This window comes from Rhizobium sp. YJ-22, from assembly GCF_029601685.1.
Taxonomy (GTDB): Bacteria; Pseudomonadota; Alphaproteobacteria; order Rhizobiales; family Rhizobiaceae; genus Metarhizobium.
In genome coordinates, this window is record NZ_JARRIR010000007.1 from 210629 (window position 1) to 228201 (window position 17573).

At 65.1% G+C, this 17573-nt stretch carries 14 protein-coding genes and 1 pseudogene; 6 read left to right on the forward strand and 9 right to left on the reverse strand.

Going from position 1 to position 17573, the window contains the following annotated elements:
• From P7F60_RS17640 to P7F60_RS17655, 4 genes and pseudogenes are all read left to right on the forward strand, one after another.
• Positions 1 to 292, forward strand: a pseudogene (locus P7F60_RS17640) (plasmid partitioning protein RepB); the annotation flags it as partial.
• Between the two features lie 95 nt (positions 293 to 387).
• Positions 388 to 1788 carry a PLP-dependent aminotransferase family protein gene (locus P7F60_RS17645; RefSeq protein WP_277919054.1) on the forward strand — a complete coding sequence of 467 codons (1401 nt, stop codon included), beginning with the start codon at positions 388 to 390 and terminating at the stop codon, positions 1786 to 1788.
• A gap of 68 nt (positions 1789 to 1856) precedes the next feature.
• Positions 1857 to 4100, forward strand: coding sequence for a heavy metal translocating P-type ATPase (locus P7F60_RS17650; RefSeq protein ID WP_277919055.1), 2244 nt, complete (start codon positions 1857 to 1859; stop codon positions 4098 to 4100).
• 122 nt (positions 4101 to 4222) lie between these two features.
• Entirely contained in the window at positions 4223 to 5257 is a 1035-nt protein-coding gene (locus P7F60_RS17655) for a murein L,D-transpeptidase family protein (protein ID WP_277919056.1), read from the forward strand.
• Here P7F60_RS17655 and P7F60_RS17660 read toward each other — a convergent pair.
• The 5 genes from P7F60_RS17660 to P7F60_RS17680 all read right to left on the reverse strand — a co-directional run bounded on the left by P7F60_RS17660 (position 5254) and on the right by P7F60_RS17680 (position 9907).
• The gene (locus tag P7F60_RS17660) at positions 5254 to 6504 is read right to left on the reverse strand and encodes a trimethylamine methyltransferase family protein (protein ID WP_277919057.1); all 1251 of its coding nucleotides are present in this window, start codon (positions 6502 to 6504) and stop codon (positions 5254 to 5256) included. The genes P7F60_RS17655 and P7F60_RS17660 overlap by 4 nt on opposite strands.
• A gap of 215 nt (positions 6505 to 6719) precedes the next feature.
• A complete protein-coding gene (locus P7F60_RS17665; protein WP_277919058.1) occupies positions 6720 to 7475 on the reverse strand; it encodes an amino acid ABC transporter ATP-binding protein in 756 nt (251 codons plus the stop codon).
• A complete protein-coding gene (locus P7F60_RS17670) occupies positions 7472 to 8152 on the reverse strand; it encodes an amino acid ABC transporter permease (RefSeq protein WP_277919059.1) in 681 nt (226 codons plus the stop codon). Before P7F60_RS17670 ends, P7F60_RS17665 begins: the two co-directional genes overlap by 4 nt.
• A 97-nt stretch (positions 8153 to 8249) precedes the next feature.
• Complete coding sequence (locus P7F60_RS17675; protein ID WP_277919060.1) at positions 8250 to 9023, reverse strand: amino acid ABC transporter substrate-binding protein; 774 nt, start codon at positions 9021 to 9023, stop codon at positions 8250 to 8252.
• A 146-nt stretch (positions 9024 to 9169) separates the two neighbouring features.
• Positions 9170 to 9907 carry a L,D-transpeptidase gene (locus P7F60_RS17680; protein ID WP_277919061.1) on the reverse strand — a complete coding sequence of 246 codons (738 nt, stop codon included), beginning with the start codon at positions 9905 to 9907 and terminating at the stop codon, positions 9170 to 9172.
• Positions 9908 to 10279: 372 nt separating this feature from the next.
• Between P7F60_RS17680 and P7F60_RS17685 the strand changes: the two genes are divergently transcribed.
• Positions 10280 to 11071 (forward strand): enoyl-CoA hydratase-related protein, encoded by a 792-nt coding sequence (locus P7F60_RS17685; protein WP_277919063.1) that lies wholly within the window; start codon positions 10280 to 10282, stop codon positions 11069 to 11071.
• Positions 11072 to 11246: 175 nt separating this feature from the next.
• Here the strand turns inward: P7F60_RS17685 and P7F60_RS17690 are convergent, their stop codons facing one another.
• From P7F60_RS17690 to P7F60_RS17705, 4 genes are all read right to left on the reverse strand, one after another.
• Positions 11247 to 11792: a sarcosine oxidase subunit gamma family protein gene (locus P7F60_RS17690; protein ID WP_277919064.1), complete on the reverse strand. Its 546-nt coding sequence runs from the start codon at positions 11790 to 11792 to the stop codon at positions 11247 to 11249.
• Positions 11785 to 14748, reverse strand: a complete 2964-nt coding sequence (locus tag P7F60_RS17695; protein ID WP_277919065.1) for a sarcosine oxidase subunit alpha family protein — start codon at positions 14746 to 14748, stop codon at positions 11785 to 11787. Before P7F60_RS17695 ends, P7F60_RS17690 begins: the two co-directional genes overlap by 8 nt.
• Entirely contained in the window at positions 14745 to 15017 is a 273-nt protein-coding gene (locus P7F60_RS17700; RefSeq protein ID WP_277919066.1) for a sarcosine oxidase subunit delta, read from the reverse strand. Before P7F60_RS17700 ends, P7F60_RS17695 begins: the two co-directional genes overlap by 4 nt.
• A 126-nt stretch (positions 15018 to 15143) precedes the next feature.
• Positions 15144 to 16394 carry a sarcosine oxidase subunit beta family protein gene (locus P7F60_RS17705; RefSeq protein WP_277919067.1) on the reverse strand — a complete coding sequence of 417 codons (1251 nt, stop codon included), beginning with the start codon at positions 16392 to 16394 and terminating at the stop codon, positions 15144 to 15146.
• Between the two features lie 90 nt (positions 16395 to 16484).
• Between P7F60_RS17705 and P7F60_RS17710 the strand changes: the two genes are divergently transcribed.
• Positions 16485 to 17468 (forward strand): GlxA family transcriptional regulator, encoded by a 984-nt coding sequence (locus P7F60_RS17710; protein ID WP_277919068.1) that lies wholly within the window; start codon positions 16485 to 16487, stop codon positions 17466 to 17468.
• Positions 17469 to 17573 lie beyond the last annotated feature (105 nt).

A 17573-nucleotide genomic window follows, 5' to 3' on the forward strand; every position in this document is an offset into this window, starting at 1 on the left:
AAAAATCGCCGACATCGACCTGCCGGCGCTGCTGACATGGCTGCGCAGCGACGCCGCCCGCCGCATCCCCAGCGACCAGCGTTTCCAGGCCGCGCTCGACTCCGCCAACGGCGCGCGGGAACCCGACGACAAGGCAACGGAGATCGCCGCCGGCCTGCCCGTCCGCTTCTCCGAAACCACCCACCGCGCCTCCTTGATCTTCGACCGCAAAGCCGCCCCCGGCTTCGATGCCTTCGTGCGCGAACGGCTGGAAGCGCTGTTTGCGGAATACCAATTGTCGCAAGAAGGGTGATGCGGGCGGTTTGTCCGTGACAGCGGGGAGCCCCGACAATATACAGTCAATGTCCGCCGGCCACATCCGGTCAAACGTTCCCCACGGATCACGGCATGAAAGACTGGCTTCCCGATCTCACCCGCTCCTCCAGCCCGCGTTACCTCGCGATCGCCGACCTGATCGAGATCGATTTGCGCAATGGCGTGCTTTCCGCCGGCGATCGTCTGCCACCGCAGCGGGAGCTTGCCCGGCGGCTGGAGATCGATTTCACCACTGTCGCCCGTGGCTATGTCGAGGCGCAGAAACGTGGCCTGATCGAATCCCATGTCGGACGCGGCACCTTCGTCACCGGCCGTCACAACCCGGGTGCAAAGGGTTTTTCGATGCCGGACCCGGACCCGCGCCGGGCGGGGACGGCCGATTTTTCGATGAACATGCCGCCGGAGCCGGACGATCCGGCGCTTCTGGCGCGGATGCGGGAAGGGCTTGTCGCGGTCTCCGCCGACCTGCCGGCGCTGTTGCGTTACCAGCCTTTCGGCGGCGCGGCCATGGATCGGCAGGCGGCGGCGGCGTGGCTGGCGCGGCGCGGGCTGATGCCGCCTCTGGAGCGCATCTTCGTGTCCCCCGGCGCCCATCCCGCCCTGCATGCAATTCTCGGATTGCTGGCACGGCCGGGCGAGAGCATTCTTTCCGAAACCATCACCTATCCCGGCATCCGTTCGCTCGCGGCGCAACTCGGCCTGTCGCTCTCCGGCGTCGCCATGGACGAACACGGCATCCTGCCCGATGCCTTCGACGAAGCCTGCCGGCGCGTGAAGCCGAAAGCGCTCTACCTCAATCCGACGCTGCAAAATCCGTTGACGCTGACCATGCCGGAAACGCGCCGGCGCGAGATCGCCGCCATCGTAAGAACCCATCGCGTGGCGGTCATCGAGGACGACGCCTACGGTTTTCTGCCGGCGGAAGCGCCGCCGCCCTTCGCGGCGCTGCTGCCGGATCTGACCTGGCACATCGGCGGATTGTCGAAATGTCTCGGCGCCGGCCTGCGCCTCGCCTATGTCGTCGCCCCGGACAACAAGGCCGCATGGCCCTATGCAAGCGCCATGCGCGCCAACACCGTCATGGCCTCGCCGCTCGGCATGGCGCTGGCGACGCGCTGGATCGAGGATGACACCGCCGATGCGATCCTCGCCTTCCTCCGCGCGGAAGCGGCTGCGCGTCAAAATCTCGTCGCCGGCCTGCTGCTCGCCGGCAGCTACCGCGCCGATCCCCTAAGCTTTCATATCTGGCTGCCGCTCGGGAAAGGTTGGACACGTTCGACCTTCGTCAGCCATATGCGAGGCGCCGGCATCGGCATCGTCGCCAGCGATGCCTTCACGGTGGAGGGCGCAGCACCCGAGGCGGTGCGCGTCTGCCTCGGCGGGCCTCTGTCGCGCGAGGAGCTCGGCAATGCGCTGGATTTCATGGCGCATGCGCTGGAAGGTTCGCCGGAACGCGCCGCCTCGTTTTTCTGAAAAAACCCGCTTGCAGCTCTAGTGACTAGAGATCCTACAGTCGTCATGACTGAAGGAAGGATAGGACGATGAGCGAAGGCAACCAGATGCGGTTTCGCGTGGGCGGTATGGATTGCGCCTCCTGCGCCGGCAAGATCGAGACGGCGGTGCGCCGCATGCCGGGCGTCGAGGACGTCTCGGTTTCGGTGACAGCCGGCACGCTGCTGGTCAGCCATGACGGCAGCGGCGATGCCACGGCCATTGCCGGCAAGGTCGAAGGGCTCGGCTATGCCGTTGCGCCGGCCGGCGAGGCGGCCAGGACCGCGCCGAAGACGAGTTGCTGCGCGCATGACCATGACCACAAGCACGATCACGGCGGGCACGACCAACACGATCATGCTCATGCTCATGGGCATGGGCATGGCAAAAGCGAAGCCGATCTCGGACTTCACGGCCACGACCACGGCCCGATGGACGGCCCATGGTGGAAGAGCAAAAAGGGCCGGCTGACCATTGCCTCCGGCGTGGCGCTGGCGCTTGCCTATGGCCTCGGCCATCTCGTGCCGGCCATCGCGCCTTATGCCTTCCTGCTCGCCATGGCGGTCGGTCTCGTGCCGATCGCGCGTCGCGCCGTCATGGCGGCGCTGGCCGGCACGCCGTTTTCCATCGAAATGCTGATGACCATCGCCGCTATCGGCGCGGTCATCATCAATGCGACGGAAGAAGCGGCCGCCGTCGTCTTCCTGTTCCTGGTCGGCGAATTGCTGGAAGGTGTTGCCGCCGGCAGGGCGCGGGCCAGCATCCAGTCGCTCGGCACGCTGGTGCCGAAAACCGCGCTGCTGGAGGAAAATGGCGTCACCCGCGAAGTCGAGGCCGAAACGCTGGCCGTCGGCGCCACCATTCTGGTGCGCCCCGGCGACCGCATTCCCGCCGATGGCGTCATCCTCTCCGGCGACAGCGCCATCGACGAGGCGCCGGTCACCGGCGAAAGCACGCCGAAGCGCAAGGGCGTGAATGAGCCCGTCTTCGCCGGGACGGTGAACGGGGATGGCGCGCTTCGCCTGCGCGTCACCGCGGCGGCGGCGGACAACACCATCGCCCGCGTGATCAAACTGGTCGAGGAAGCCCAGGAATCCAAGGCGCCCACCGAGCGTTTCATCGACCGCTTCTCGCGCTATTATACGCCCGGCGTCGTCGTGGTCGCGGCCCTCATCGCCATCCTGCCGCCGTTGCTGGCGGGCGGCATCTGGAGCGAATGGGTCTACAAGGGCCTTGCCGTACTCTTGATCGGCTGCCCCTGCGCGCTGGTGATTTCGACGCCGGCGGCGATTGCCGCCTCCTTGTCGTCGGGGGCGCGGCGCGGGCTGCTGATGAAGGGCGGGGCGGTGCTGGAAGGGCTTGGCAAACTGACGGCCGTCGCCTTCGACAAGACCGGAACGCTGACCGAAGGCAAGCCGAAGGTGACCGATATCGTCTCCACCTCGCTGCCTCAGGCTGAAATCCTGCGGCTTGCCGCAGCCCTCGAAACTGGCTCCAGCCATCCGCTGGCGCTCGCCATTCTCGACCGCGCCAAGGCGGAAGGCATCGCCATTCCCGCCGCCGGTAACAACAAGGCGCTGGGTGGAAAGGGCGTCGCCGGCACCGTCGAGGGCCAGAACCTGCTGCTCTGCTCGCCGCGCGCGGCGGCCGATGCGGTCGAGATAGACGCTGGCAGCCAAGCGGCGATTGCGGCGCTGAACGATGCCGGCAAGACCGTGTCGCTGCTGCTGGTCGATGGCAAGGTGGCCGGCGCGCTCGCCATGCGCGACGAGCCGCGCGCCGATGCGCTCACCGGCCTGAAACGCCTGCGCGACGCAGGCATCCGCACGATCATGCTGACCGGCGACAACCGCCGCACGGCCGAGGCCGTCGGCAGGGCGCTCGATATCGAGGTGCGCGCCGAGCTGCTGCCGCAGGACAAGCAGAGGATCGTCGGCGAGTTGCGCTCGGAGGGACTTGTGGTCGGCAAGGTCGGCGACGGCATCAACGACGCTCCGGCGCTGGCTGCGGCCGATATCGGCATCGCCATGGGCGGCGGCACGGATGTGGCGCTGGAAACGGCGGATGCCGCCGTGCTGCATGGCCGCGTCGGCGATGTCGCCGACATGATTGCGCTCTCGAAGCGCACCATGGGCAATATCGGCCAGAATATCACCATCGCGCTGGGGTTGAAGGCGGTGTTTCTGGTGACGACCGTGATCGGCATCACCGGTTTATGGCCGGCGATCCTGGCCGATACCGGAGCCACGGTGCTGGTGACGCTGAACGCCTTGCGGTTGCTCAAGACCGCCTGAAAGAAACCATTCTTTAACCATGTTGGCACAGGCTCGGCCGTAAATATGGCGCAATGCCAAACAATCGCCGTGAATCCGGGGCAAGGGTTCACGGCTTCAGATTGAAACAGTCGAGACAGCAGATGATTGCATTCCGCTCCTTCACACGGTTGACGGCGCCGTTTTCGTTCGGTGCGCGCCTTGCGGCGCTGGCGCTGGCCGGTTCTCTCCTGTCGGGCTGCATCGGCGGCCTCGACGATCTCGCCAAGGCGCCGCCGAAACTGACGTCGAAAATGCTGGCCCAGATGTCCGCCAAGGGCATGCGGCCGGAAAGCCCGGTTCTGGTGCGCATCTTCAAGCAGGAGAGCGAGTTGGAGGTCTGGAAAGTCGACAAGACGGGGCAATATGCGCTGCTGAAGACCTATCCGATGTGCCGCTGGTCCGGAAAGCTCGGGCCGAAGACGAAAAGCGGCGACCGCCAGGCGCCGGAGGGTTTTTACCATGTCTCCGCCGGCATGCTGAACCCGAATTCGCAATATTACGTCTCGTTCAACCTCGGTTATCCGAACAAATTGGAAAAGGCGCTCGGCTATAGCGGCGAGGCGCTGATGGTGCATGGTGCCTGCTCGTCCTCCGGCTGCTATGCCATGACCGACCAGGGTGTCGGCGAAATCTATGCCATCGTGCAGAAGGCGCTGGAGGGCGGGCAGGGGCAGTTTCAGGTGCAAGCCTATCCCTTCCGCATGAGCGCCGACAACATGGCGAAACATCGCGGCGACGCCAACATGCCCTTCTGGCGCGTCCTGAAGGAAGGCTACGATGCCTTCGCCTTCTCCCGCCGCCAGCCGAAAGTCTCCGTCTGCGGCGGACGGTACGTGTTCAACACCGAATTCCAGGGCGGCGAGCCCACCGATCCGCTGGCCGCCTGCCCGCCGGCGATGAGCACGCCGGATATGGCGCTGAGCGCGAAGATCGATGCCGAACGCAAGCACGTCGATACCGCGCTCTCGACCGGTTCCACCGTGCCGATCTCCTCCTATGTCGATGGCGGCATGCATCCGAGTTTCCGCGCCATGCTGGAAAGCAAGGGTGCGAAAAGCATGGCGGCGGCGACGTCGAGCATCAAATATCCGGTCAGCCGGCCGGATGCCGCACTCGCCGATCCCTACAAGAATTAAATCGCCGCGATCCGCGCCCTGAGATCCTGCTCGAATGCCGGATCGAGGGGCAGGGGCGGCGAACAGTCTTGCATATCGAAACTGCAAGTCTCGGCGATCCGCGCCGCCTCGCGTCGCAATTTTCCCAGAGACAGGCAGCGCCCCTGCTCCAGCCAGCCAGCCCCATGCAGGATGAAATCCGCGCCCGACGAGATCGAGGCGGACAGCGTCAGCGCCGATTCCAGCCCCGCCTGCCCGTCATCCAGCTTGGAGGAGGTGACGCCACCCTCGCCGCGCACCGGCACGCCGAGGCGGCGGGCAAGCTGCGTCGCATAATGCTGCAGCAGATGCGAGGCCGGATCGCCGTAACACGGCACCATCGAGCGCATGCCGAAGGGAATGGCGTAAAGCCCCATGACGACGGGCGCGCCGGGCCGCCAAAGCTGGGCCAGCGCCATCCCGGCCAGGACTTCCGCATACCCCTGGATCAGGCTGCCGGCGATGGTCACCGGGCTGGTGGCGCCCATCATCATATAGGAGGTCACCAGCGAGGCCTGCCCGCGCCGGGCGATGGTCCGCAGGCATTTTAACGGGTTTTCCTTGTAGACGAGCGGCGGCGTGGCATTGACCAGATGCAGCAATTCCGCCTCGCCGGGGCAGGGCGGCCGGTCGACGGCGGCAACCGCCGCGTCGATCACCGCTTCCACATCGTCAGGCGAGGCGATGCTGCCCATGAACGGCTTGTCCGACAGCGACAGATGCATCAGCGCGATTTCCAGTGGCCGGCGCGCCTCCGGCACGTCGTCCATGACGCAGATCATCTGGCCGGTATTGGAGATCGCCGACGAGGCATGGACAATTTCCATCGCCCGTCGATAATGCGCCCGCGAGCCGAGGCTGCGCCGACCGGCATGATCGAGAACATTCGGCGCGCCATAGATCGGCGTGAACACCGGCGCATGGCCGTCTCCGAGGATGGTATCGCGCGCCGGATTGCGCCCGCGCAGGGTAATGCGGCGTGGCGCCGTCGCCCGGATCACCTGCCGCAGCCATGCGCCATCGAGAGTTACACGCTCGTCGCGGATGGTCGCACCGTTTTCCCGCCAGAGATCCAGCGTCTCGGGATCGCTCTCGAAACGCAGGCCGGTTTCGGCGAGAACCCGGTCGGCGGCGATTTCGATCTGGACCAGCCCCTGTTCGTCATTCGCCAGATGCCCGCGCAGCAATTCGGCAGCGAAATCCGGGGAAGGGGCGGGTGGAGCATGCATGGCGGCCTCGAAGCAGGAGGTTTTCCGCAGCCTATCGCGATGCGCCGCCGCTCAGTCGTCTGATTGCGGCAAGCGGGACTGTCCCTCCGCCGCTCCATGGCCAGGATCGGTAAGCTGCCTATGGAATGGAAGCGCCCTCAAAACCCCTTCTCACCACTGGGGCGAAGGGGAGGTGAGTCAACGGCACGCCTTGAGGTCAACGGACCGTTGGCCGCTCACACCGTATTCGCGGCATTGATGGTCGAGATGAAGCGGCGGGTGCGGTCCTGCTTCGGCTCGGTGAACACCTGTCGGGCCGGGCCTGACTCCACCACGTTTCCAGCCTCGAGAAAAACCACCTCGTTGGCAATGCGCGAGGCGAGGCGCAGGTCGTGGGTGGCGATCACCATGGTCGTGCCTTCGCTGGCGAGACGCCCGAGCACCTCGACCACTTCCGCCGACAGTTCCGGGTCGAGCGCCGAGGTCGGCTCGTCGCAGAGCAGGACGCGCGGAGAAGGGGCAAGCGCACGCGCAATCGCCACGCGCTGCTGCTGGCCGCCGGAAAGCGTCGCCGGCCAGGCATCGGCCTTGTGGGCCATGCCGACCTTGGTCAGCAGCTCCATGGCGCGGGCGCGGGCCTTGTCCCTCGGCCATTTCAGCACGGTAACCAGGCCTTCCATGACGTTATCGAGGGCGTTCTGGTGCGGAAAGAGCTGGAAGTTCTGGAAAACCATGCCGGTCTGGCGGCGGATTTTCTGGATCGAAGCCCAACTCGGCTTGCCGCCCGGCGTAAACGTCAGTTGCTGGTCTCCGAGGCGGATCGTCCCGGCGGTCGGGATCTCCAGCAGGTTGATGCAGCGCAGCAGGGTGCTCTTGCCGCCGCCGGAGGGTCCGACCAGCGCCGTGACGCTGCCTTCCGGCAGGTTCAGGCTGATGTCCTTGAGGATGACAGCGTCGCCGAACCGTTTTTCGATATGCTGCAACTCGATCATGTGTTGGTCTCCAGCATGCCGCCATAGCGCGCGAAGCGCCGCTCCAGCCGCACCTGCAGGTTCGACAGCACCGAGCTCAGCGCCAGATAGATCAGCGCCGCCTCGATATAAAGGATGAGCGGCTCATAGGTGGTGGCGACGATGCGCTGCGCGGCCTGGAACATCTCCGGCACGGTGATGGCTGCGGCCAGCGACGTATCCTTGACCAGCGAGATGAAGGTGTTGGACAGCGGCGGCACGGCAACGCGCGCCGCCTGTGGCAGGATGGTGCGGCGCATCGCCTGGCTCCAGCTCATGCCGATGGAATAGGCCGCCTCCCATTGCCCCTTCGGTACCGAGGAGATGACGGCGCGGATGATTTCCGAGGAATAGGCGCCGATATTGAGGGTGAAGCCGATCAGGGCCGCGGGAAAGGCATCGAGCAGGATGCCGACGCTCGGCAGGCCGTAGAAGACGACGAAGAGCTGCACGAGAAGCGGCGTGCCGCGGATGATCCAGACATAGCCGCGTGCCAGAAGTGCGAACGGCAGGGGCGCAAACAATCTGGTGACGGCAGTGAGCAGGCCGAGCGCCAGGCCGAGCACGAAGGAAAGCAGGGTCAGCGGAATCGTGAATTTCACGCCCGCCCACAACAGCGTGGGCAGCGAGTCCGCCATCAGTTGAAGCCAGTGCGGCACTTGGAAAGATCCCCGTCAAAAAAGGCGTCCGGCGGTATCGCCGGACGCCTGCAAGCTTATAGACACAATCGGCTTCGGCAAAGCCATCCTCATCCGGTTACTTGGACACGTCCTGCCCGAAATACGTGTCGGAGATTTTCTGGTAGGTGCCGTCGGCCTTGATGTCGGCCAGCGCCTTGTTGATCGCCTCCAGCAGCTCCGGCTCGCCCTTGCGGATGATGATGCCGGAATAATCGGCATCGCCCTTCTCGGCGGCGATCTTCACCGGTGCATCCGGCTTCTGCTTCTTGAAATCGAGGAAGGAGAGGCTGTCGTTGATGGTGGCATCGGCACGGCCGGTCAGCACCAGCTGGATCGATTGGTCGAAACCGTCGGTGCCGACCAGTTCGGCGCCGGCGGCTTCGGCGAGCTTGCCGAAATTGCTGGTCAGCGACTGGGCCGACTTCTTGCCTTTTAGATCCTCGAAGTTCTTGATGTCGTTATCGTCGGCGCGCACGATCAGCACCGCCTTGGAGGCGATGTAGGGCTCGGAGAAATCATATTTCTGCTTGCGCGCGTCAGCGATGCCGACCTGATTGATGACCGTATCGTAGCGCTTGGCGTCGAGACCGGCAATCAGGCCGTCCCATTTGCCCTCGATGAACTCGGCCTTGACCCCGAGCTTTGCGGCGATCGCCTCGCCGATCTCGACGTCGAAACCGACCAGTTTGCCGCTGGTGTCGTGATAGGTGAAGGGCGCATAGGTGCCTTCGGTGCCGATCTTGATGGCGCCGGCCGACTTGATGGCGGCGAGATCGTCGCCGGCAAGCGCAGGCGTGAGCGCGGCCGCCTGAAGAAGTGCCGCTGCTGCGAACGTTTTCAACCAGTTCATTGTGTTTTCCCTTCGGTAAACGAATGTGTTGGCGGATAGATCGCAGAAATTAGGGCGCGTGGCAGGGAAGAAAACTGCAAAGAAAACAGGCAAACGCGAATATTTTGCTCCGGCCGGGGCAAACCCGGCCGGCAAAGGCCGTCATGTCAGATCACGCCGGCCGTCATCGCGCCCTGATGCACGACGATGCGGGCGTGATAGGGCACGCGCTTGTAGAGATCGAGGACGTCCTGGTTGATCAGCCGCACGCAACCCGAAGACGTCGCCTTGCCGATCGAGCGCCAGTCGGGCGAGCCGTGAAGGCGATAGAGTGTGTCCTTGCCGTTCTGGAAGATATAAAGGGCGCGGGCGCCGAGCGGATTCCTGATCCCCGGCTCCATGCCGCCGTTTTCGACGGAAAAGCGCCGCAGTTCCGGCTGGCGGGCAATCATGTCGGCCGGCGGCTTCCAGCGCGGCCAGGGTTGGCGCCAGTGGATGACGCCTTCGCCCTGCCAGGCAAAACCCTCGCGCCCGATGCCGACGCCGTAGCGCATCGCCGTGCCGGCCGGCTCGACGAGATAGAGGAAACGTCCGGGCGTATCGACGACGACGGTGCCCGGCGGCTCGCCGGTGGGGTCGGTGACGCGCTGGCGGAAATACTTCGGATCCATTTTCTCATAAGGGATAGCCGGCAAGGTGAAGCCGCCATCCTCGACGGCGGCATAACGCAGCGCCATCTCTTCCGCTGCAGGCGCGCCGGTCGGGCGCGGCGCGACGGCCGGGGTCGGCGCTGGTTTCGGCAGGCGCTCGGCGGATTCGACCGTGGCGGAGCAGCCGCCAAGCGCGGCGGCAGCGCCCAGCGTTGCGAACACGAAACTGCGGCGGGAAAGATCGGGAAGAGACATCGTCGACAGGTCTTTATTCGGGCATTCGGGATAGCGGATACCTATCCGATCCGCTGCCTGCCGCAAGCATTTGCCGATCACATGTTCGGCATCGCCTAGCTTTTTGAAAAATGTTGGCCGTCCAGCAAAACTATGCTAGCCGTGCGCGCAACTGCGCAGGCAGGATGGGTATGGACGGCGCTGCATCATTACCATGGGGGACGGCTGCTGGAACACGCCCAACTTGATCGACGCAAGATGGGGCATCACCTGCCGCTCGCGCTGCGGTCCTCGCCGGCGGGCCGGAAGGATCGAATAAACAGGCGCCGCAAAGGCAGCGCACCGAGACTTGAGGCAAGCGGCCGCAGCCGTGGTCGGGAGGAGAAGAAAGACATGAGCATCTATAGCGAGATCGAACGCCGAGGTGCGGTCGGCATCGTTGCCCTCAACCGGCCGGACGCGCGCAATGCGCTGAACGTCGGCCTGTTGCAGGAATTGCGCGGCGCCATCGCCGAAATGGCCGCCGACAAGACCGTGCGCGCCGTGGTGCTGACCGGTCGCGGCGGCGCCTTCTGCGCCGGCGCCGATGTCAAGGAATGGTCGGAAACGACGCCGGAAAGCGTGGCCGCCGCCGGCACGACCTGGATCGACGAGGCGCTTGCGCTGGTGCGCGAAATCCACGACCTGCCGAAGCCGACGATCGCCATGATCGACGGCGCTGCCGTGGGTGGCGGTCTCGACATGGCGCTGGCCTGCGATTTCCGTTACGCCTCGGCGCGCTCGAAATTCATCTGCTCCTATACCCATGTCGGCTATTCGCCGGATTGCGGCGGCTCCTGGCTGATGCCGCGGGTCATGGGCCTTGAGGCTTCCAAGCGTTTCGCCTTTACCGGTGACCTTTGGGTGGCGGAGGTTGCGCTGGCACACCGGCTGATCTCGCATGTCAGCGCCGATGCGGAAGCGCTGCTGGCCGACACCATGGCCTTTGCCGAAAAGCTGGCCGCGGGCCCGACCGTCGCCATCGGCCTCACCAAGACGCTGCTCAACGCCTCCGCCGACCGCAGCCTCGCCGACCAGCAGAAAGCGGAGGTTGCCGCCGGCGAAATCTGCGCCACGACCAACGACCATGCCGAAGGCCTCGCCGCCACGATGGAACGCCGCGCCCCCAATTTTACCGGGACGTAATGCGCCGATCCCGACCGGTCCCTGCGGCCGGCCGCGAGTCTGCCCGTTAGCGCCGCGACCTCTTATCCGGTTGTTCAATCCGGCTTGGACGTCCATCGTTGCGGTTGAATTCGTGTGGCACGAGACCTTTGAACGTCTGGAGACAGCGTGTGGAATTGTCGGCGCCGAAAACACGTTAGCCGAATTCCGCGCTCATACGGTCGAGATCCTCCCACTGGCTTTCGGCAAAGCCGCGCAGGACGATGAGTTCGAAACGGTCTTCCGCGATCCGTGTCAGATGCGCGGCGATGTGGCCGATCAGCGTCGTCGTGGCGTGGTCGATGGGGAAGGCGGTCAGCGACAGGTCGGCCGCCGTGCCCTTGGCCAGCACCCGTGTTGCCATCGGCCCGCTGAGTGCGATGCGCACCCGGCCGTGGCTTTGATCGACCACTTCGGCGGCCGGTTTCAGGCGTGCGGCCAGCGCCGCGCGCGCCGTGTTCGACAGCACGGCATCGCCGACAGCGAACCATTGGCCGGGCGAAACCGGGCGCAGCGACAGGCCGCTGGCGCCAAGTTCGGCCGTAAGCCCCGCCGGACCGCTTCCGACAGGCGCGAGCAGGTGCAGGACGGTGCCTTCCAGCAGCGCCTCGATGCGCAGGCCGCTGCGCTGGAGGGGCAGGCGGGCGAGGGCCGGGCGAAGCGTCAGGGATTGCGGCATCGGATGCGTCCTTGTCTCAGGCATGCAGCTTTTCGTTTTGGGGATCGTAGAAGACGGGGCTGCATAGACGCCCGGGCGTGAATTCGCCGCGCAAGCCGTTCCAGACCAGCACCTCCTCACCATGCCGCTCCGCGCCGCGACGCACCAGCGCAAGGCCGATGGTCGAGCCAAGATGCGGCGAATGGCAGCTGGAGGTGACATAGCCCTGGTCGTTTTCCAGCGTCGCCGCCGCATCCTTTTCGAGGATATGCGAGCCGGTGCGGAATATTGCCGCCGGATCGAGCGGGCGGATGCCGACCAGTTGGTGGCGCTGCGGGTCGTTCAGGCCTTTGCGCTCCAGCATGCGCTTGCCGATGAAATCCGGCTTGGCGGACGAAATCATCTTGGAAAAGCCGAGATCGCCCGGCGTCACCGTGCCGTTGATTTCGTTGTGGGTGACATGGCCCTTTTCGATGCGCAGCACCGCCAGCGTCTCGACGCCATAGGGCTGGATGCCGTGGTCGCGGCCAGCCTCCATGATCGCATCGGCCACCGCCTCGCCGTAACCGGCCGGTACTGCCAGTTCATAGGCCAGCTCGCCGGAAAACGAGATGCGGAACAGCCGGCCCTGTATCTGCCCGTTAAACAGCGAGACCTCGGCGGCGGCAAGGATGGGGAAGGCGGCATTGGAAAGATCGGCATCGACGATGGTTTCGAGGATTTTGCGTGCTTTCGGTCCTGCAATTGCCATCTGCGACCACTGGTCGGTGACTGAGGCCAGCCGCACGTCGAGTTCCGGCCACAGGGCCTGGGCGCAGAATTCCAGATGGTTCATGACGCCGGCGGCATAGGCCGTGGTCGTGGTCATAAAATAGCGGTCTTGCGCCAGCCGACTGGTGGTGCCGTCGTCATAGATGAAACCGTCCTCGCGCAGCATCAGCCCGTAGCGGGCCTTGCCCACCGGCAGTTTCAGGAAGGCGTTGCAATAGACCCGGTTCAGGAATTCGGCGGCATCCTTGCCGGTGATCTCGATCTTGCCGAGCATGGAGACGTCGCAAAGCCCGGCATTGATCCTCACATTTTTTGTCTCGCGCGCGACGCTCTCCCGCCAGTCCGTTTCGCCATCGCGCGGAAACCAGGCGGAGCGATACCACAGGCCGGTCTCGACGAAGACCGCGCCGTGTTTCTCGGCCCAGCCATGCAGCGGCGATTTGCGCACCGGCTGGAAATGGCGGCCATGCGACGGCCCGGCCAGCGCTCCGAAGGAAACAGGGGTATAGAAGGGTCGGAAGGTGGTCGTGCCGACCTCTGCCGGCGAAACACCGCGCGCCTCGGCCAGCAGCGCGATGGCGTTGACGTTGGAGAGTTTGCCCTGGTCGGTGGCCATGCCGGTGGTCGTATAGCGCTTGGCAAGCTCCACATGGCCGTAGCCTTCGCGCACGGCAAGCCCGAGATCCTGGCGGTGGACGTCGTTCTGGTAGTCGACGAAAGCCTTGCCGCGTATGCCGGGGATCGTCCACAGCGGCCGCGCCGGCATCGGGGCGATTTCGCCGGCAGTCCGCCCGAAGGCTGGTTTTTCGGCCTTGAAGCCGAACGTTTCCGCCAGTGCTGCGCCCTTGGCCGCGCCATCTTCCAGGCAGGCGGCGATACCGTCGATGCCGGCGGCCGATCCGATGAGAGACAGTCCTTGCAGGCCTGAAGGCGCCATGAAGGCGGATTTCTCGTCGGACCAGTGCGGCTTGCCGCCGCGATGGCAGGCGAGATGGATGATCGGGCTGAAGCCGCCGGACATGGCGAGCGCATCGACGCGCAGCCTCTCTGTCTTCCCGCCGGCGGCAATGGTGATCGAGGTTAGCGCCTTGCCGCCATGGGCATCGCGCACCACGCCGCCTCGAACGATCCGCGCAGCACCTGCGTAATGGATGCCGCCTTCGGGGCGGCTGTCGATGATCGTGACCTGCGAGACGCCTGCCGTTTCGAGGTCGCGGGCCAGTGCGTAGCCGCTGTCGTTGATGGTGAAAATCGCCACCTGCCGGCCTGGCGCAACGCCGTAGCGGTTGAGATAGCAGCGCATGGCGCCGGCCATCATCACGCCAGGAATGTCGTTTCCGCCGAAGACCAGCGGCCGTTCCTCGGCCCCGGTGGCAAGCAGCGCCTGCTTGGCGACGATGCGCCACAGACGCTCGACTGGCCGATGCGCATCGGGATGAGCAAGATGTTTCTGCACCCGCTCGACCGCGCCGAAGACATTGCCGTCATACCAGCCGAAGACGTTGGTGCGCGGCAGGATGGTGACGTTTTCCAGCGCCGCAAGTTCGGCCAGCAGATCGGCGGCGAAGGCGGGGGCGGATTTGCCGCCGATGCCTGCCGTTTCCGAGAGCAGGCCGCCGCCCGGCTGCGCATGTTCGTCGGCGAGGATCACCCGCGCGCCAGCGCGGCCGGCGGCAAGGGCTGCGGCAAGGCCGGCCGCACCGGCGCCGATGACCAGCAGGTCGCAATGCGCCCAGCTTTTTTCGTAGGCATCCGGGTCCGCCTCATGGGTGGCGCGGCCGAGGCCGGCGGCGCGGCGGATGAAGGGCTCATAGATCTTCTCCCAGAAGGCGGCCGGCCACATGAACGTCTTGTAGTAGAAACCGGCGCCGAGGAAGGGTGACAGCAGGCTGTTGAGGCTGCCGATATCGACATCGAGCGACGGCCAGCGGTTCTGGCTCCTCGCCTCCAGCCCTTCGTAAAGCTCCTGCATGGTGGCGCGGGTGTTCGGCTCGGTGCGGCCGTCGCGACCGATGGTAACAAGCGCGTTCGGCTCCGCCGCGCCGGCCGTTAGGATGCCGCGCGGGCGGTGATATTTGAAACTGCGGCCGACCAGCAGCCGGCCATTGGCCAGCAGTGCCGAAGCGAGGCTGTCGCCGGCAAAGCCTTGCAAGGCCTGCCCATCGAAGGAAAAGGAAACCGGCTTGCTGCGGTCGATCAGGCCGCCCTGGGGGAGACGATAAGGGGTCATGCGCGCACCTCGCGGCCCTCGGCGGCGTCGCGGCTGTCGAAGACGTCGTGAGTCGCCGTGTCGCGGGTGACAATCAGCCAGCGGCGGCAGCCGGAGGTGTGGTGCCAGTATTCCGCATAGGCGCCGCGTGGATTGTCGCGCAGATAGACGTAGTCGAACCAGACGTCAGGGGAAGCGTCGGGTGCCGGCCGCGCCTGCGCCGCGCCCTTGACGGTGAATTCTTCGCGCGGCCTTGGGCCGCAATGCGGGCAGGGGAGGAGGCTGGCCATCAAGTATGTCCTTCGAGAGAGCCTTTCCAGGAAAAGTGCGTAATGGCTTTCCGGCCGGAAGTGCGTAAAAACAAAGGGATAGAGCGCTTTCGCGATTCGAGGAGAAGCGAAAATGCTCCAGGCGGATCAGTGGAGGTTCGGCTGGGCGCCCTGGCCCTTTTCGTCGATGAGATAGCCGCGTTCGAAACGGTCGAGGCGCATCTGCCGCGCCGTCGGATGCGGGGCGTCCTTGGCCAGCAGGTGGGCGAAGCAGAAGCCGGAGGCCGGCGTCGCCTTGAAGCCGCCATAGCACCAGCCGGCATTGAGATAGAGATTGTCGAGCGGCGTGCGGTCGATGATCGGCGAGCCGTCCATCGACATATCCATGATGCCGCCCCAGGCGCGCAGCACGCGGATGCGCGACAAAGCCGGGATCATCGCCTTGCCGGCCTCGGCGACATGCTCGACGGTGGCGAGGTTGCCGCGCTGGGCATAGGAATTATAGCCGTCGATATCGCCGCCGAACACCAGCCCGCCCTTGTCGGACTGGGACACGTAAAAATGCCCGGCGCCGAAGGTGACGACGCCGTCGATGAACGGTTTCAGCCCCTCCGAGACGAAGGCCTGCAGCACGTGGCTTTCGAGCGGCAGCTTCGTGCCGGCCATTTCCGCGACCTGCGAGGAATTACCGGCTGCCGCCAGCCCCAGCTTGCCGCAGCCGATGAAACCCTTCGTCGTCTCGACTCCGGTGACGCGACCGTTCTCGCGGCGGATGCCGGTGACCTCGCAATTCTGGATGATATCGACGCCTCTCCCATCCGCGCCGCGTGCATAACCCCAGGCGACGCCGTCATGGCGCACGGTGCCGCCGCGCCGTTGCAGCAGCCCGCCCTGAATCGGAAAGCGGGCATTGTCGAAATCGAGAAAGGGCAGCATGGTTTTGACGGCGGCGCGGTCGAGCAGTTCCGCATCGACGCCGTGCAGGCGCATGGCATTGCCGCGCCGGGTATAGGCGTCGCGCTGCGCATCCGAATGATAGAGGTTCAGCACGCCGCGCTGGGAGACCATGGCGTTGAAGTTGAAATCCTGCTCCAGTCCTTCCCAGAGCTTCATCGAGAATTCGTAGAAGGGATTGTTGCCTTCCAGCAGATAGTTGGAGCGAATGATCGTCGTGTTGCGCCCGACATTGCCGGAGCCGATATAGTTCTTCTCCAGCACCGCGACGTTGGTGATACCGAATTCCCTGGCGAGATAATAAGCCGTCGCCAGCCCATGCCCGCCACCACCGACGATGACCACGTCGTAATGCAGCTTGGGCTGCGGTTCGCGCCAGGCGGCGCCCCAGTTCCTGTTGCCCTTCAGGCCGTTCAAAAAGATCGAAAAAGCAGAGTAGCGCACGGGCCCAACCTCGAAAAATGTCGGCTTACCCTACCAAGGCGTCTGCGCAGCAGATTGCATGAATGGGCCGGATTGGTATAGAAACAGGCCATGGCATCGACGCAGATCAAGAACGTCCAGAAAATCGGCTTCCTGCTGGCGCCGAATTTCGCGCTGATGTCCTATGCCGCGGCGACCGAGCCATTGCGGGCGGCGAACCTGATCGCCGGCATCGATCTTTATGAGGTCGTGCCGCTTTCGGTCGATGGCGGCGCGGTCTGCGCCTCCTCGGGCATGTCCATCGCCTGTGCCGATCTGGCCGTCGCCGGGTCGGCCTGCCATACGGTGTTCGTCTGCGCCGGCGGCGGCCCGCGAGACTGGGTGGCGATGGCGGCGGCATATGGACCGCTGCGGCGGCTGGCGCGGCAGGGGGTGCGCATCGGCGGCATTTCCAGCGGCGCCTATATCCTTGCCGCCGCCGGCCTGCTCGATAACCGGGATTTCACCATCCACTGGGAACATGCCGACGTGCTGAAGGAAGCCTTTGCGCATCTGACGCCGCGCCAGGCGCGTTACGTTCTCGATGGCGACCGCGTCACCTGCGCCGGCGGCGTCGCGCCGCTCGACATGATGCATGCGATGATCGCCGGGCGCATGGGTTCGCATTTCGCCCGCCGGGTCAGCGACTGGTATCTGCATACCGGCGTCGCCGAGCCCGGCGCGCCGCAGCGCGGCTCCGCCCCGGAACGGCACGGCACCCACCATCCGGCGCTGCTGACGATTCTCGAAAAGATGGAGGCGACCGTCGAGCAGCCGCTCGACCGCCGCGCCATGGCGCGGCTTGCCGGCATCAGCATCCGCCACCTCGATCGCCTGTTTGCCGAGCACCTGCCGACCGGCTTTCTCGAAACTTACCGCAACATCCGCCTCGACCACGCGAAAAAACTGCTGGAGCAGAGCCCGCTGACCACGGCCGAAATCGCTTTCGCCACCGGCTTTTCCAGCGCCGGCCATTTTTCCCGCGCGTTCAAGACCCGCTTCGCCCTGACGCCCAGCGGTTTTCGCATGCGAGGTTTTATCGTCGGCAAAGATTAGCCGAGGGCATGTTTGCACGCAGGCGGCGAATTCAATCAGGATTCTTGCATGACATTCGCGTGAGTATACATAACCTGTACAGTTCCGTTCATTTTTCTTCAAATG

What these genes read in the sequence shown, in the direction of transcription:
- P7F60_RS17685 (WP_277919063.1), top strand. Translation starts at nt 10,280, where the DNA reads ATGAGCATCTATAGCGAGATCGAACGCCGAGGTGCGGTCGGCATCGTT.
- P7F60_RS17665 (WP_277919058.1), bottom strand. Translation starts at nt 7,475, where the DNA reads ATGATCGAGTTGCAGCATATCGAAAAACGGTTCGGCGACGCTGTCATC.
- P7F60_RS17695 (WP_277919065.1), bottom strand. Translation starts at nt 14,748, where the DNA reads ATGACCCCTTATCGTCTCCCCCAGGGCGGCCTGATCGACCGCAGCAAG.
- P7F60_RS17660 (WP_277919057.1), bottom strand. Translation starts at nt 6,504, where the DNA reads ATGCATGCTCCACCCGCCCCTTCCCCGGATTTCGCTGCCGAATTGCTG.
- P7F60_RS17675 (WP_277919060.1), bottom strand. Translation starts at nt 9,023, where the DNA reads ATGAACTGGTTGAAAACGTTCGCAGCAGCGGCACTTCTTCAGGCGGCC.
- P7F60_RS17655 (WP_277919056.1), top strand. Translation starts at nt 4,223, where the DNA reads ATGATTGCATTCCGCTCCTTCACACGGTTGACGGCGCCGTTTTCGTTC.
- P7F60_RS17645 (WP_277919054.1), top strand. Translation starts at nt 388, where the DNA reads ATGAAAGACTGGCTTCCCGATCTCACCCGCTCCTCCAGCCCGCGTTAC.
- P7F60_RS17690 (WP_277919064.1), bottom strand. Translation starts at nt 11,792, where the DNA reads ATGCCTGAGACAAGGACGCATCCGATGCCGCAATCCCTGACGCTTCGC.
- P7F60_RS17680 (WP_277919061.1), bottom strand. Translation starts at nt 9,907, where the DNA reads ATGTCTCTTCCCGATCTTTCCCGCCGCAGTTTCGTGTTCGCAACGCTG.
- P7F60_RS17700 (WP_277919066.1), bottom strand. Translation starts at nt 15,017, where the DNA reads ATGGCCAGCCTCCTCCCCTGCCCGCATTGCGGCCCAAGGCCGCGCGAA.
- P7F60_RS17710 (WP_277919068.1), top strand. Translation starts at nt 16,485, where the DNA reads ATGGCATCGACGCAGATCAAGAACGTCCAGAAAATCGGCTTCCTGCTG.
- P7F60_RS17650 (WP_277919055.1), top strand. Translation starts at nt 1,857, where the DNA reads ATGAGCGAAGGCAACCAGATGCGGTTTCGCGTGGGCGGTATGGATTGC.